The 12,891-nt window shown below is 36.6% G+C and carries 10 protein-coding genes and 1 pseudogene; all 11 read left to right on the forward strand.

Features of this window, described 5'->3' with window-relative positions; genetic code table 11:
- Window positions 1-20: 20 nt before the first annotated feature.
- On the forward strand, window positions 21-2,291 hold the full coding sequence (locus BFO_RS00440) for a S41 family peptidase (RefSeq protein WP_014223576.1): 2,271 nt from the start codon (window positions 21-23) through the stop codon (window positions 2,289-2,291).
- A 684-nt stretch (window positions 2,292-2,975) separates the two neighbouring features.
- A protein-coding gene (locus tag BFO_RS14685) for an IS1 family transposase (protein ID WP_099046126.1) occupies window positions 2,976-3,658 on the forward strand; the annotation gives its coding sequence in 2 pieces (ribosomal slippage) (window positions 2,976-3,303 and window positions 3,303-3,658; 684 coding nt in all).
- Between the two features lie 263 nt (window positions 3,659-3,921).
- Window positions 3,922-4,152, forward strand: a complete 231-nt coding sequence (locus BFO_RS00455; RefSeq protein WP_041590501.1) for a TIGR04149 family rSAM-modified RiPP — start codon at window positions 3,922-3,924, stop codon at window positions 4,150-4,152.
- A 106-nt stretch (window positions 4,153-4,258) separates the two neighbouring features.
- Window positions 4,259-5,443 carry a 6-bladed beta-propeller gene (locus BFO_RS00460; RefSeq protein ID WP_041590502.1) on the forward strand — a complete coding sequence of 395 codons (1,185 nt, stop codon included), beginning with the start codon at window positions 4,259-4,261 and terminating at the stop codon, window positions 5,441-5,443.
- 4 nt (window positions 5,444-5,447) lie between these two features.
- A complete protein-coding gene (locus BFO_RS00465) occupies window positions 5,448-6,908 on the forward strand; it encodes a radical SAM peptide maturase (protein ID WP_014223578.1) in 1,461 nt (486 codons plus the stop codon).
- 12 nt (window positions 6,909-6,920) lie between these two features.
- Window positions 6,921-8,096, forward strand: coding sequence for a TIGR04150 pseudo-rSAM protein (locus tag BFO_RS00470; protein ID WP_014223579.1), 1,176 nt, complete (start codon window positions 6,921-6,923; stop codon window positions 8,094-8,096).
- A gap of 3 nt (window positions 8,097-8,099) precedes the next feature.
- A pseudogene (locus BFO_RS00475) lies at window positions 8,100-9,314 on the forward strand (cysteine peptidase family C39 domain-containing protein); the annotation flags it as partial.
- Window positions 9,315-9,443: 129 nt separating this feature from the next.
- Window positions 9,444-10,079 carry a lanthionine synthetase LanC family protein gene (locus BFO_RS00480; RefSeq protein WP_041590995.1) on the forward strand — a complete coding sequence of 212 codons (636 nt, stop codon included), beginning with the start codon at window positions 9,444-9,446 and terminating at the stop codon, window positions 10,077-10,079.
- Complete coding sequence (locus tag BFO_RS00485) at window positions 10,076-11,320, forward strand: TIGR04157 family glycosyltransferase (protein WP_014223582.1); 1,245 nt, start codon at window positions 10,076-10,078, stop codon at window positions 11,318-11,320. Before BFO_RS00480 ends, BFO_RS00485 begins: the two co-directional genes overlap by 4 nt.
- 47 nt (window positions 11,321-11,367) lie before the next feature.
- Entirely contained in the window at window positions 11,368-11,688 is a 321-nt protein-coding gene (locus tag BFO_RS00490; protein WP_041590503.1) for a class I lanthipeptide, read from the forward strand.
- Window positions 11,689-11,750: 62 nt separating this feature from the next.
- Window positions 11,751-12,875, forward strand: coding sequence for a lanthionine synthetase C family protein (locus BFO_RS00495; protein WP_014223583.1), 1,125 nt, complete (start codon window positions 11,751-11,753; stop codon window positions 12,873-12,875).
- Window positions 12,876-12,891 lie beyond the last annotated feature (16 nt).

Raw genomic sequence — 12,891 nt, forward strand, 5'->3', positions numbered from 1 at the left:
GAATAAAACATGTAAGAGGTATGAGAGTGACACAATCTATATTCGTATTATTACTTTTGTTATCTATCAATGGGCAAGCCCAGCAGACGAGTTCATACAATTTGGATTTTGAAAAAGTCGAAGCCGGATTTCCTCAAGGCTGGTCCGGCTATGGCACAGGCAAACCTTCCAACTACAAAATTTCCTTGGATTCCGTCCATACGAGATCGGGGAAGTATGCCGTTTCCCTCGAATATGTTGGAGATAACCCGGATTCAGAAATAGGAATCCTGTTTTTTGTACCGAATACTTATCAGGGAAAAAAGATCACATTGTCGGGATATATCAAAAACAAAGAGGTAACAGATGGATTTTCTTCTTTATGGATGGGCATTGATCATCCGGATGGGAAAAACTTTGTTGCGTCCGGCACTGTAAAGAATGTAAACGAAACATCCGACTGGCAAAAATATGAGCTCACGTTGGATATGAATCCGGCCAATACCCGACAGTTTATACTAAGCGTCTCTTTATCGGGTGGCGGAAAAGTATGGTTCGATGATTTGAAGTTGACTGTAGACGGGAAGGACATAGAGGAGCTTACACCTTACGAAATTCCTCCTTTTGCCGCCGAAAGCGACAAGGAGTTCGACAAAGGCGCCATGATCGACTTTCCCGACCTGAATCAACAGAAGATAGACGACTTGGTTCTTTTGGGAAAGATATGGGGATTTCTGAAATATCATCATCCCGCCATCGCAAAAGGCGAATATAATTGGGACTACGAACTCTTTCGTTTTCTTCCTGATTATTTACAAGCGGATGATAACAAACAACGAGACCGTTTGATATCCGAGTGGATTGATAAACTCGGTTTTGTCCCGTTAAATACGATCGATCGCCCGGTTTTAGGGGAGGTATTTATAAAGCCCGATTTGACATGGGTCGAAAACAGCGATATGGACAACGATTTGAAAGAGAGACTTCGGTATATCTATCAAAACAGGCATTACGGACATCATTATTACGTGCTGATTGAACATTTCGGAAGTCCGCTGTTTTTGCACGAAAACAAATATGAGCAAATGTCCGTTCCCGATGCCGGATTTCGACTCTTGGCTTTGTATCGCTATTGGAATATGGTGCATTATTTTTATCCTTCCAAATATCTGACGGATAAAAAGTGGGATGAAGTACTTGCTGAGTACATCCCATACTTTATGGATATAAACGATCGATTAGGATACGAACGGACTGTTTTGCGGATGATTGCGGAGATACGCGATTCGCATGCGGCTAACTTGCTCGAAGGAGGCGATCAAATACGGCGGTCTGGGGGCCAGTGGAATTCTCCGATAAAAGTCCGTTTTGCGGAAGACAAATTAGTCGTTTCGGGATATCGGGCGTTGAGAGACACGGTACTGACTACCGAAGCGGCGGATAGCGTGATGGGGCTGAAAAAGGGAGATATCATTACTCATATTGACGGAAAGCCGGTTCAGGCCATCGTCGACAGTTTACGTATGTATTTTCCGGCATCGAACGAGCCGACCCGATTGAAAAATATGGAGTTTGAGATGCTTCGATCCAATCGGTCTGTTATTCGATTAAATTATCTTTCATCGGGAGAAAGCCGAAAAAAAGACATTCGTTTATTGCATCCTTACTATGTCGAATTTTATCCTAGTGATACGACTCGTTATACATTGATAGGCAAAAGAAAAGACATCGGATTTATTCGGGATGAGATTTTAAGAGAAGAGGATGTTCCCGTCATCCGGAAGGTGTTTGCACATACGAAAGGCATCGTAATCGATCTTCGGTGTCGCCCGGTTCTTGCAGGTCGAGCGTTAAGTTCATGGTTTGTCTCGTCTGAAACACCTTTCAGAAAATGCACGCGAGGAAATCCGAATCATCCCGGAGAGTTTTATTTTACGCCGTGCGATACGGTCTACCCGTCCAAAGGGCCTTCTTATAAAGGCAAAGTCGTTGTTCTTGTCGATGAAAACACATTAAGTGAAGGAGAATATCAGGCTATGATGTTTCGAGCCGGGCAAAACACGGTGATCCTCGGTAGCCAAACGTCCGGAGCAGATGGTAGAGTATCGGATATTTTTCTTCCCGGCGGAATAAAAACATGGATTTCAGGCTTTGGTGTTTATTATCCTGACGGAGGTCAGACCCAGCGTGTCGGTATTGTTCCGGATATTGAAGTCAAGCCCACTGTAAAAGGACTTGCCGAAGGACGTGACGAACTGCTCGAAAAAGCGATCGAGGTGGTTGAGAAGGAATATAAATCGAATGGGGCGTAATTATTTTATAATAATGTTGATAAGGTGGGGTTGGGTGTTTTGTTATATTCTATACAAAGAGTTTTCTAAGCCATAAATTCTTGGAATAGGACGACAATAAGAGGGGGATTTTAGTTCCTCTACCGTTCCAGTCAGTCAGGTTATCGTTGATTAGTTGCTCCACACCAGACTTTTTTTTATTTGACGGTGCAATATTTTGGTAATGATGGGATAATCATTTCTTTTTTGTGAGAAGAATGCTGTCCAACCATGTCTGCATTGGTCTTTTTCCAGAACAATTCTGGCATTGTTGTATTAGTATATGTTTTGTTTTTTTAGAATTTTACAGTCTTTAATGACTTTGTTGCAACGGATAAATCCGTGAAAAACAATGATATATTTTGCCTGTAATAAAATATTAATTTTGCTATATTGCTGATTATTAAACGGCTGTTTTTTTTTAGGTTGTTTTTTATATACACCTATATCTTTTGATAATCAGACGTCAACCGTTGCAACAAAGTCGTTTTTAATTATTAGATCGTTAAGGCTGGAATGTTTGCAAGAACTATCGCAACTTAACAATAGTTTTTAATGCAGTTGCTCTGTTGTGCTGCCAACAAAGCATTAGCAGGCATGCATCGAAAAAAAAAGAGGGTATTGTTAAATTTATATAGTACTATTATCTTTGCTGAAAAAAAAACTATGGATTGTCCAAGATGTGGAAGCATAAATCATCGTAAAGATGGCATTGTCGGTGGTCGTCAGCGCCATTATTGTAAAGATTGTCATTATCGTTATACTGTTCAACAGAAATCTAATACAAAATCAGCTGCTACTCGTAGATTAGCTTTGGAGATGTACTTGGAGGGCTTAGGTTTTAGAGCAATCGGACGCATATTGAAAATAAGTCATACAATTGTTTACTATTGGGTAAAAGAATGGGGTGAAAGGGTGGCTTTACCACAAAAAGAGGGACCTGTTTCAGTTGTTGAATTAGATGAGATGCCCACATATATAGGTTCAAAAAAAACTACTGTTGGGTATGGATTGCTGTTGATCGATTTGGAAAACGATTTATCTCTTTTGTCTGTGGGGACAGAAGCACAGATACAGGGATGAAGCTTTGGAAGAAGATAAAAAACATTCCTGCATCTGTGTATTATTCTGACTATTGGAAGAGCTATAAAGAATTTCTTCCTAATGTAAAACACATTCAAACGAAGGCAGAAACTTATACAGTCGAAGGTTATAATAGCAGAATAAGGCATTATTTAGCAAGGTTCAAACGAAAAGGGAAGTGTTATAGTAAGGCAAAACATATGATAGAAAAATCCCTAAAATTACTTTTTCTAAAACTAAACAACGAGCTAGCTATATGTGTTTAACAATACCGTATTTTCTATGGGGCGGTGAAAGTGCGCAATGAATAAGTGTCTTTTCAATTAGTCACTCGGTATTTCCGGATAAAGATAGCGTGTGTTTGTGTGGATTTATGAAACAGCAGTCAAGGGCAAATATACCGTTTATCGGAAAAAAACGACCGTTCGTTAGGAAAAATGCTACCGTTCGTTAGAAAAGCGGAGTATAAATTGGAGCAAGAAAGGGAGGATAATTATCTTTGCTCCCGACATATTAAAATTTTACCGTGATGAAAAAGTTGAAAAAAATCAAGTTGAATCAGTTGTGTAAAGCGGAGCTGAATTCAAGAGAAATGGCCCAATTAACGGGCGGTTTATGTTGTGGTTGTGGTTGCCACGGTCCGTCTTCTACAGTGGATAACCAAAACGCTAATGCTGAAAATGGTTATGGCTCTATAGGAGGCAATAAAATTTGTTGGTGTTGGGATGGAGGTGCTTGGGTTAAAACAGAAACCAAGTAACTATGGTGTTTAGGTTTGCCTTATTGAGATTTTCATATAAGGCAAACTTTATTTAATTTATGCGTTTTGTATGAGGAATTTACATGTTTTTTTTAGCCTCTTCTGTATGACGACTCTTGTTATCTTGAATCTAGTAAATTGCTCGTCTTTAGAAAAAAAGTATAATATTTCGACAGAGGCGTGCATACCTGTTATCGACTTGGCATATGCTGTGGAGAATTCCGGAGAATCGCTTCCTTTGAGTGATTTTGTTGAAGATATTGAATATATCCGTCCCGAATATCCCGCCACGTTGGTTGATATAATCTTTGGAATATCCTTTAACCGCAATTATCTGTTATTGGAAGTCAGGGATAGGCTGTTATGTTATACACGCGAAGGAAAGTTTATCTGTGAAATAAGCCGTAAAGGACAAGGTCCTAAAGAACATTTGGGTATTCGTTCTTCTGATTTATATCACAATCTTGTTGCTATTCACAGTAATTATAGTTGTAAGATATTATGGTATAATGCGGATGGAGAGTATATAAGGGAAACTCCGGTATCAAATAGTGTTTTTAAAATAAATATTCTGGATACAAACAGAGTGGCTATCCATTTACACCATGGCACCGAAATGGATAATCCCGGGCTTTTTATTGCGGGTATTCTGAATAGCAACGGCGATACGGTTCAAATAAAAAAAAGTGAACCGTATTATCCTGAGGGAGTCGCAAGTAGTCCATCTATATGGAAATATAACGATACGGTTCGGGTATTGACGTGTATAAACGATACGGTGTATGCTATCTCAAGGAATGAAATTGTTCCGAGATATGTGATCAATTTTGGAAAATATAAAATCAGTCGTGACGCTTTTGCAGATATTCGATTATTAGAACAAGAGCGCAATAAATGTATTTCTATGCCATCCTTTTGCGAAACAGCGACACATCTTTTGGTCATATTCCCATACAATAGGAAGCGATGGTTTGCAGTATACGATAAACAGACGGCCAAAATATCAGCATGGAGTTCTGAGCCTGACAATATCAACAAATATGGTTTCTTGGAAGGTGGGGGATGGATAAACAATATTGACGGAGGAGTCTCGCCGACTGCTTTTTTTTCTGCCTCCAGTGACTATTTTACGGTCAATGTGGAACCGGAAAATCTAAAAACATCTTTTATCGAGAATAAGGGGCATATCGACGTTCAATATCCGGAAAAACAGCAGAAATTAGAACAGCTCATCCACTCTCTCGATGATGAGGAAAATCCTGTAGTAATACTCTATAAACTAAAAAAGTAAAAAAATGAAAGAAATATGCTCTTTTCAGTTGCAAAACAGGAATACGTATTTGTTTGTTAACAGGGGTGATTTTAAATATGTTATGGCTGTTCATCCCAAGATGATAAGATATCTCTTCGGAGATGAAATAAAAACTAAAGGATGTGCCGATACATCTGATGATATTTATTATAAAAGAAAGGCAGAGTACATAAAATCAAAATTACCTGATGAGAATCATTCATTCTCAGGAAGAATACATCCGAGTCAAGTAGAAGAAGCGTTCTTGAATGTAAATCAAATTGTGTTTGAGGTTACTGATAGATGCAATTTAAATTGTACATATTGTGGATATGGAGGGTTATATGGAAATTATGATAAAAGAGAGAGCGGCCTTTTGAAAATAGAAGATATAGCTCCTCTATTCTCTTTTCTTGATAATTTACAACAAAAAAAGAATAAATCCATAAATGATATAATCTATATTAGTTTTTATGGGGGAGAGCCTCTGCTTAATATGACATTTATCAAGAATGTAGTTTCATATATACGAAATCACAGGAAGGATGAGCATAAATATGAGTTCAGTATGACAACAAATGCTGTCTTACTACATAAATACATGGATTATTTAGCTGCAAACAAAGTGCATCTTCTTATTAGTTTGGATGGTGATGAAAAAAATAATTCATATAGGGTAACGAAAAGTGGACTAAATTCTTTCAAAAGTATAGTTGAAAATATTGATTTATTACAGAGCAACCATCCTGAGTACTTTAAAGACTTTGTGAATTTTAATGCTGTTTTGCATAACCGTAATTCAGTGGAAGACATCTATAATTATATTTATACTCGGTATAAGAAAATATCAAGGATTGGTGAACTTAACAATACAGGAATCCTGCCGGAAAAAAGAGAAGAGTTTGAAAGAATGTATCGAAATACTTCTGAAAGTCTTTATCAATCGGAGAATTATACAAGATTGGAGCATGAGTTTTTCACCTTGGTTCCTTCATATTATAATGCTTGTAATTTCTTACACACCTATAATCTTGGAGTAATAAATACATATAATGATTTTTTTTCAAGTCATAAGAAGAAGAATTTTATTCCGACAGGGACATGTATGCCTTTTTCAAAGAAAATTTTTGTAACAGTTAATGGAAAAATACTGCCTTGTGAGCGCATAGGACATAATTATACATTGGGACAATTGTCTAAAGCAGGTGTTGATATTGACTTTGAGAAAATAGCATTAAAATATAACTCTTATTATGATAAACTAAATAAACAATGTTCTAAATGTTATCAATTAGGAGCTTGTTATCAATGCATCTTTAATATTGATGACATGGAAAATAATCCTATTTGTCATGGGTTTATGAATAAGAAAAACTTTGTGAGTTTTTTGGCGACTAATATGATTTTCTTTGAATCTCACCCTCTTGATTACTATAGAATCATGGAAGAGGTTGTCTTAAAATAATAATTTCCCATAATGAATATAGATATTAATCAAAATTATTGGCTGACTGTTGAGCCTTACGTATATATAAATTTTGCTCATTCATCTGTACTTCTATATAATACCTTGGATGCACAATACATTGAATCCACCAATCCATTAATAGTTCGATTGGTGCATAAAATTTCAGAGAAGAAAAATTGCGGAGTATGTCTATTGACGAGAAGAGACCTCAAGATTGATGAAGTAAGAGAGTTTGTTATAGATATTCGTCAAAAATTCATTGGAGATATTATTCCCGTTAAATTTTCCGAAAGCAAACCGGTTCAGCTTATTCCGTTTTTGAATTTTCAACAAGATAGAACAAGATTGAGTCTGCAGCCTAATATATCAATTGGAGATAATGTATTGGATTATCTTCATGAGATCAATTTTCTTTTTGATAAGCATAATGAGTTAAAAATAGAAAGACTTAATGATGTTATAGAGCAGGTCGAAAATGTTCCAGTGGTTAATCTATGTGGTAATATTTGGAAGTACTCCTCTTTTTCCAAGTTGCTTCAATTATTAAATAAGATAAGTGGTAGAAAGATTATTATCAATAATTATGAAGAAATAAATGTTGATAATGTTTTGTCATCTAATATAGGAGAAGAGTATACTTTTCTTATAAATATTCGCTTCCCAATCAATAAGGAAAAATGGAAGTCACTTGTTTCTTTGATGACGTTGTCCAAATGGAAAATTAAATTTGTTTTTGGTGTAGAGAGCGAAAAGCACTTAAAAGACGCTGAGAGACTAATTAATGAGTATAAAATAGAAAACTATCAACTTTTACCGGTATATAACAATAAAAATATTGCTTTTTTTAAAAAAAGTGTTTATTTGAATAGGGAGGATATCTTTTCAGCCCCTTTGTCTATGAGAGAAATATTTGCTAATAAAACACTGAATATATATAACTTTGGGAAGCTTTTTGTAAAATCTAATGGAGATGTCTTTGTTAAGGGAAGTAGCGAAATAATAGGGAATGTGGAGAAAGATACAATAAAAGAAATTATCTATAATGAAATTTCTAATGGAGAATCATGGTTAAGTATACGAAATAAACAACCCTGTACAATGTGTCTTTATCAATGGTTATGTCCCTCACCATCTGATTTTGAGCTGTCTATTGGAAGACCGAATCTATGCCATGTTCACCCATAGCGAATGAATTCTTTCCTAATATTCACTCAGCTTGACTCCATGGACTGCGGTCCTAGCTGTTTGCGCATGGTTGCCAAGCATTACGGAAAGCATTACAGTCTGGAAACGCTCCGTCAACATTCGTTTATTACACGTGAAGGAGTTTCCATGTTGGGTATAAGCGATGCGGCAGAATATATCGGGTTTCGCACATCGGGGGTCATGATTTCGTTTGAACAGTTAGTCGAAGAAGCACCGTTGCCCTGCATTGTCCACTGGAAGCAGAATCACTTTGTGGTGGTTTATCATATCAAAAAAGATAAAAAAAACAGGCACCGCATTTACGTGGCAGACCCCGCCTTAGGATTGGTAACTTACGATGAAGCCGATTTCAAAAAATGCTGGCTGAGTACGAAGCAAGAAAATGAAGACAAAGGAGCAGCTCTGCTTCTGCAACCCGGACCGGAGTTTTACGATCGCGAGGATGAAAAAGAAAACCGCAATCGCAGTCTCCGGTATTTCCTTCGATACTTGACACCTTATAAGAGTGAGCTTGTCCAACTAATATTGGGAATGGTTGTAGTGAGCATCCTTCAACTGATCTTCCCGTTTTTGACCCAGTCGCTGGTGGATATCGGCATCCGTGACGGGAACCTGAGTTTTATCACGCTGATTCTGATTGCTCAACTCATTATTTTTATCGCCCGCCTTTCCGTGGAGTTTATCCGCAGCTGGATATTGCTGCATATGAATACACGGATAAACATCGCCTTGATTTCGGATTTTTTAGCCAAATTGATGAAATTGCCTCTTCGCTATTTCGATACGAAAATGACAGGAGATATCATGCAACGCATCGGCGACCACGGACGCATTGAGTCGTTCCTTACCGGCAATTCCATCAGCACACTTTTTTCGTTCGTCAATTTCTTTGTGTTCGCTTTTGTATTGGCTTATTATAAATTAGTTGTTCTTGGTATTTTTCTTGTCGGTAATGCTTTGTATGTGGCATGGATACTCTCTTTTATGAGGTATCGCCGCGAGTTGGATCACAGACGTTTTGCCCAATCCGCCGGAGAACAGAGTAATATCATACAGCTAATCACCGGCATGCAGGAAATCAAACTCAACAACTGTGAAAAACAAAAACGCTGGCAATGGGAACGTATCCAGGTAAAGCTGTTTAAGATTGGGGTGAAAGGATTGGCCGTGGGACAAGTGCAACAGGTCGGCTCGGTGATATTGTTCGAGAAGTGCATATTAAAAAGTTAAATAAAGTTACTATGAGGCGTTTTTTCACTTGGGGAATTTGCATGTGTGGAAAATATATTCTAAATTTGCAACCAGATGTTTTATGGTAATTATGCTATGCAATTACAACATGAAAAAGTACATTTACTTGAAAGAATTGCTAACCACTTGATAATAAATAGCAGTTTTTTGGATGACCTTGGATTATTCCACGGGAAGATGGGTATTGTGATTTTCTTTTACCATTATTCACGCTATACAAATGAACCTATGTACGAACTATTAGGTGAAAATCTGATCGAGAATATTTATGAAAATATTCATGAAAATATGCCTGTGACGATGGATAAAGGGCTTTGTGGCATTGCTTGGGGACTATGTTCTTTGTTGGAGGATAATTTTTTGGAAGGTGACGTAGATGAAATATTAAGTGATATTGACAATAAAATCATGGAGCGAGATCCTATTCGCATTACTGATTTGTCATTTAACACTGGTCTTGAGGGGATTTGGTGCTATGTGCAGAAGCGAATTGCTTATGCGAAAAAAACTCAAAGAGTTCTTCCTTTTGATGAAAAATATAGAGATAAGATTGGAAAAAGTATTCAAAAAACGGGGGTATCATTGAAGGCCTCTTCACCTTTAGATGTTATTACAATAGCGAATGTTGACTCAACAATGAACTTTTTGAAATTTCCATTGGGCTTGGATAATGGTTGTGCTGGAGTTTTATTAAAACATATATTGAAATGAAGCACATATATATATTTAATACAGATAGTCAAGCCGGAGATTATGGAATTGGTACCTATTTGAGAGAACTCAAGGCCTGTTTACGTTCTGATCCTGAGATAATTCTTACACTTGTTGAGTTGCAATCTACTCAAAAAGAATTTTCAGTGGTAGAAATAGTAGGAGTGAGGTGTATTAAAATCCCTTCTCCTCAAGCACACCCATCTTGGCAGTTTCACACAAAAAAGATGAAAACTTACAATTTGGCAGTTTGTATTTTGCTGAAAAAATATGTGAATACGGAGGAAGAGAATGTATTTCATTTAAATTATTTACAGCATGACTCGTTAGTGCCGTATTTGCGTGAGATGGTTCCTCTGTGTAAAATTATTTACACAATTCATTATTTAAGTTGGTTCCCAAATAATGAAAATGCTTATCATAATAAAATTAGTAAACAGATATATGATCAGGTAGATTCTGCCGAAAAGTTTGTGTATGACAGTTACTCCAGAATGAAGGCAATGTGCCAATCAGTAGACAAAGTAATTTGTTTGTCATTACATACTTTCAATCTATTGCAAACTGAGTATGGACTATCTCAGAATAAGCTGTTTTTTATCTCAAATGGATTGCAGGATGAAGCGCGAATGTTGGATGAAGAACAGAAGCGAGCCATTAAAAAGGAATTGTCTTTTGTTGTCAATGAGAAAGTTGTTCTTTTTGTAGGAAGGTTGGACGCAGCAAAAGGACTTTTGTTACTTATAAGAGCTTTTAAGAAAGTAGTTGCTCATTTACACGATGCTCGTTTAATTATTGTAGGAGATGGCAGGTATGATGAACTGTTAAAAGAATGTTCATCGTTTTATGGTAAAGTTACATTTACCGGCAGGGTTGATAAGGATTTCTTATATCGATTATATCAAATAACCGATGTGGGAGTTCATCCATCTCTTAATGAACAATGTAGCTATGTGGCAATTGAGATGATGATGCATGGAATTCCCTTAATAGGATTCGATGTAATAGGAGTCGGAGAAATGATAAAATCAGGGTATAATGGATATAAAGTGCATATTGATGATAAAATTCTTCCTATTTCTGAAAACACTTTATTGGTAGAGCAATTGGGGAATTGTATAATAAAAGTGTTACAAAATGGTAAGCTGCGAAGAGAATTAGGTAAAAATAGCAGGGAGGCTTATCTGAATCGATATGACGAAGCGAGAATGAAAAATAAAATATTGGAGGTCTATCATTGATAGATCCCTTTAGATTAAATAATTATTAATTTAAAACAAGTGAGATTATGAATGAGAAAAAAAAGCTTAAGAAGTTAGTTCTTAAAAAAGAGGAGATCGTGAATCTGAATGATTATCAGATGGGACAAATGAAAGGAGGATCATCAGTGCCTTGTTCATCAGTGGGGTGTGCTATAGCCTCTGCTATTTCTATTTATGAAATAGGAAAAGACATATACAATGCTGGAAAAGATGCCAGCAAATGGCATTGTCCTTACTCAAAGCAAGCAAACTGCATGACTAATGTATCGGATAAATGGGTACATTTTCCTGATGGCAGTAAATCATGCGAAATTCCAGAAGTCGATATTTATGGACATCGACCATAAGGCAATTGGTAGGCTATGTGCATATCGAAAGATGTCACATAGCTTACGCTATGAGGTGAATTATGAAAAATTCTGCGTTGCTGGAAAGTTTTGATCTATGTGCCCAATACAGAAAGGGTAATTCGACATATAAAAGTATTGGGTTAGTTTCCGGAAGTAGTGCTTATCTTTTGTATTTCTACTATTTGCATGAAATAGCAAATGATCATAAGTATAAGGAACAATTGCTTCAATTGATAGAAGAACAATTGGAAGGTGTAAATAGTAACTTCAGTTTAAGCTCCGGATTGTCTGCATTGTGTTTAGTGCTTTATTGGATAAAACACGATCACTTATTAAGCGAACAAATGGAAGAAATAGATTGGCTAATTGAAAAGGAGTATAATTTGTCACTAAGCAAGAATGATATGGACTATTTTCAGGGTGCTTCCGGATACATGTTCTATTTCATGATGACAAAAAGGTGTAAACGAATTGATCGATTGATTGCACAATACATTCAACAGGTTAACGAGAACTTTGAGAAAAATGATTGGTACACGCCTTTTTATCTGAAAGATGCTAATCCTGTTATGGTTGTAAATATGGGTACTCCGCATGGAATGACCGGAATTTTATTATTGCTTTTAATCGTGTTTGAAAACGGATATCGAATAGTTGCTCCTACTATATTGAAAGTTTGTAAATTTCTGTTAGAGAATCGCTTCACCAAAAGGGAAACATCTTTTTTTCCTTCGGTTATGAAGCGTGACGGGGAAAAGATAGATAGTGGAATTGCCTGGTGTTATGGGGACTTAATGGCTTCGTATGCAATATTAAAAGCGGGTATTCTCTTAAAACACTCTTATTACAGGGAGGTAGGATATCAAATGTTGCTTCAGTTGAATGAGCGTACTGACTATGTAAAGAATGATTTGTGTTTGTGCCATGGACACTCTTCACTGATATTGATATATAAAAGAATCTACGAACTTACTTGTGACAAATCGTTTCAGCAACGTCATCTCTTTTGGCAGGAGAAAACAAAAATGTTACTTGAAGCGAAGCTCACAGAATATAGACAAGGAATATATTCGGATTTGTTTTTAGAGAATCTTTCGCTGTTTACAGGTTTTCCCGGAAGTTTTTTATCCCTGTTTGCTTCCGATATAGAAAATGACAGGTGGTCTAAAATCCTTTTGTTATAATGATAAAAATATAGAA

The sequence above is a fragment of the Tannerella forsythia 92A2 genome, assembly GCF_000238215.1.
Taxonomy (GTDB): Bacteria; Bacteroidota; Bacteroidia; order Bacteroidales; family Tannerellaceae; genus Tannerella; species Tannerella forsythia.

What these genes read in the sequence shown, in the direction of transcription:
- BFO_RS00495 (WP_014223583.1), top strand. Translation starts at nt 11,751, where the DNA reads ATGAAAAATTCTGCGTTGCTGGAAAGTTTTGATCTATGTGCCCAATAC.
- BFO_RS00490 (WP_041590503.1), top strand. Translation starts at nt 11,368, where the DNA reads ATGAATGAGAAAAAAAAGCTTAAGAAGTTAGTTCTTAAAAAAGAGGAG.
- BFO_RS00460 (WP_041590502.1), top strand. Translation starts at nt 4,259, where the DNA reads ATGACGACTCTTGTTATCTTGAATCTAGTAAATTGCTCGTCTTTAGAA.
- BFO_RS00470 (WP_014223579.1), top strand. Translation starts at nt 6,921, where the DNA reads ATGAATATAGATATTAATCAAAATTATTGGCTGACTGTTGAGCCTTAC.
- BFO_RS00440 (WP_014223576.1), top strand. Translation starts at nt 21, where the DNA reads ATGAGAGTGACACAATCTATATTCGTATTATTACTTTTGTTATCTATC.
- BFO_RS00455 (WP_041590501.1), top strand. Translation starts at nt 3,922, where the DNA reads ATGAAAAAGTTGAAAAAAATCAAGTTGAATCAGTTGTGTAAAGCGGAG.
- BFO_RS00480 (WP_041590995.1), top strand. Translation starts at nt 9,444, where the DNA reads ATGCAATTACAACATGAAAAAGTACATTTACTTGAAAGAATTGCTAAC.
- BFO_RS00485 (WP_014223582.1), top strand. Translation starts at nt 10,076, where the DNA reads ATGAAGCACATATATATATTTAATACAGATAGTCAAGCCGGAGATTAT.
- BFO_RS00465 (WP_014223578.1), top strand. Translation starts at nt 5,448, where the DNA reads ATGAAAGAAATATGCTCTTTTCAGTTGCAAAACAGGAATACGTATTTG.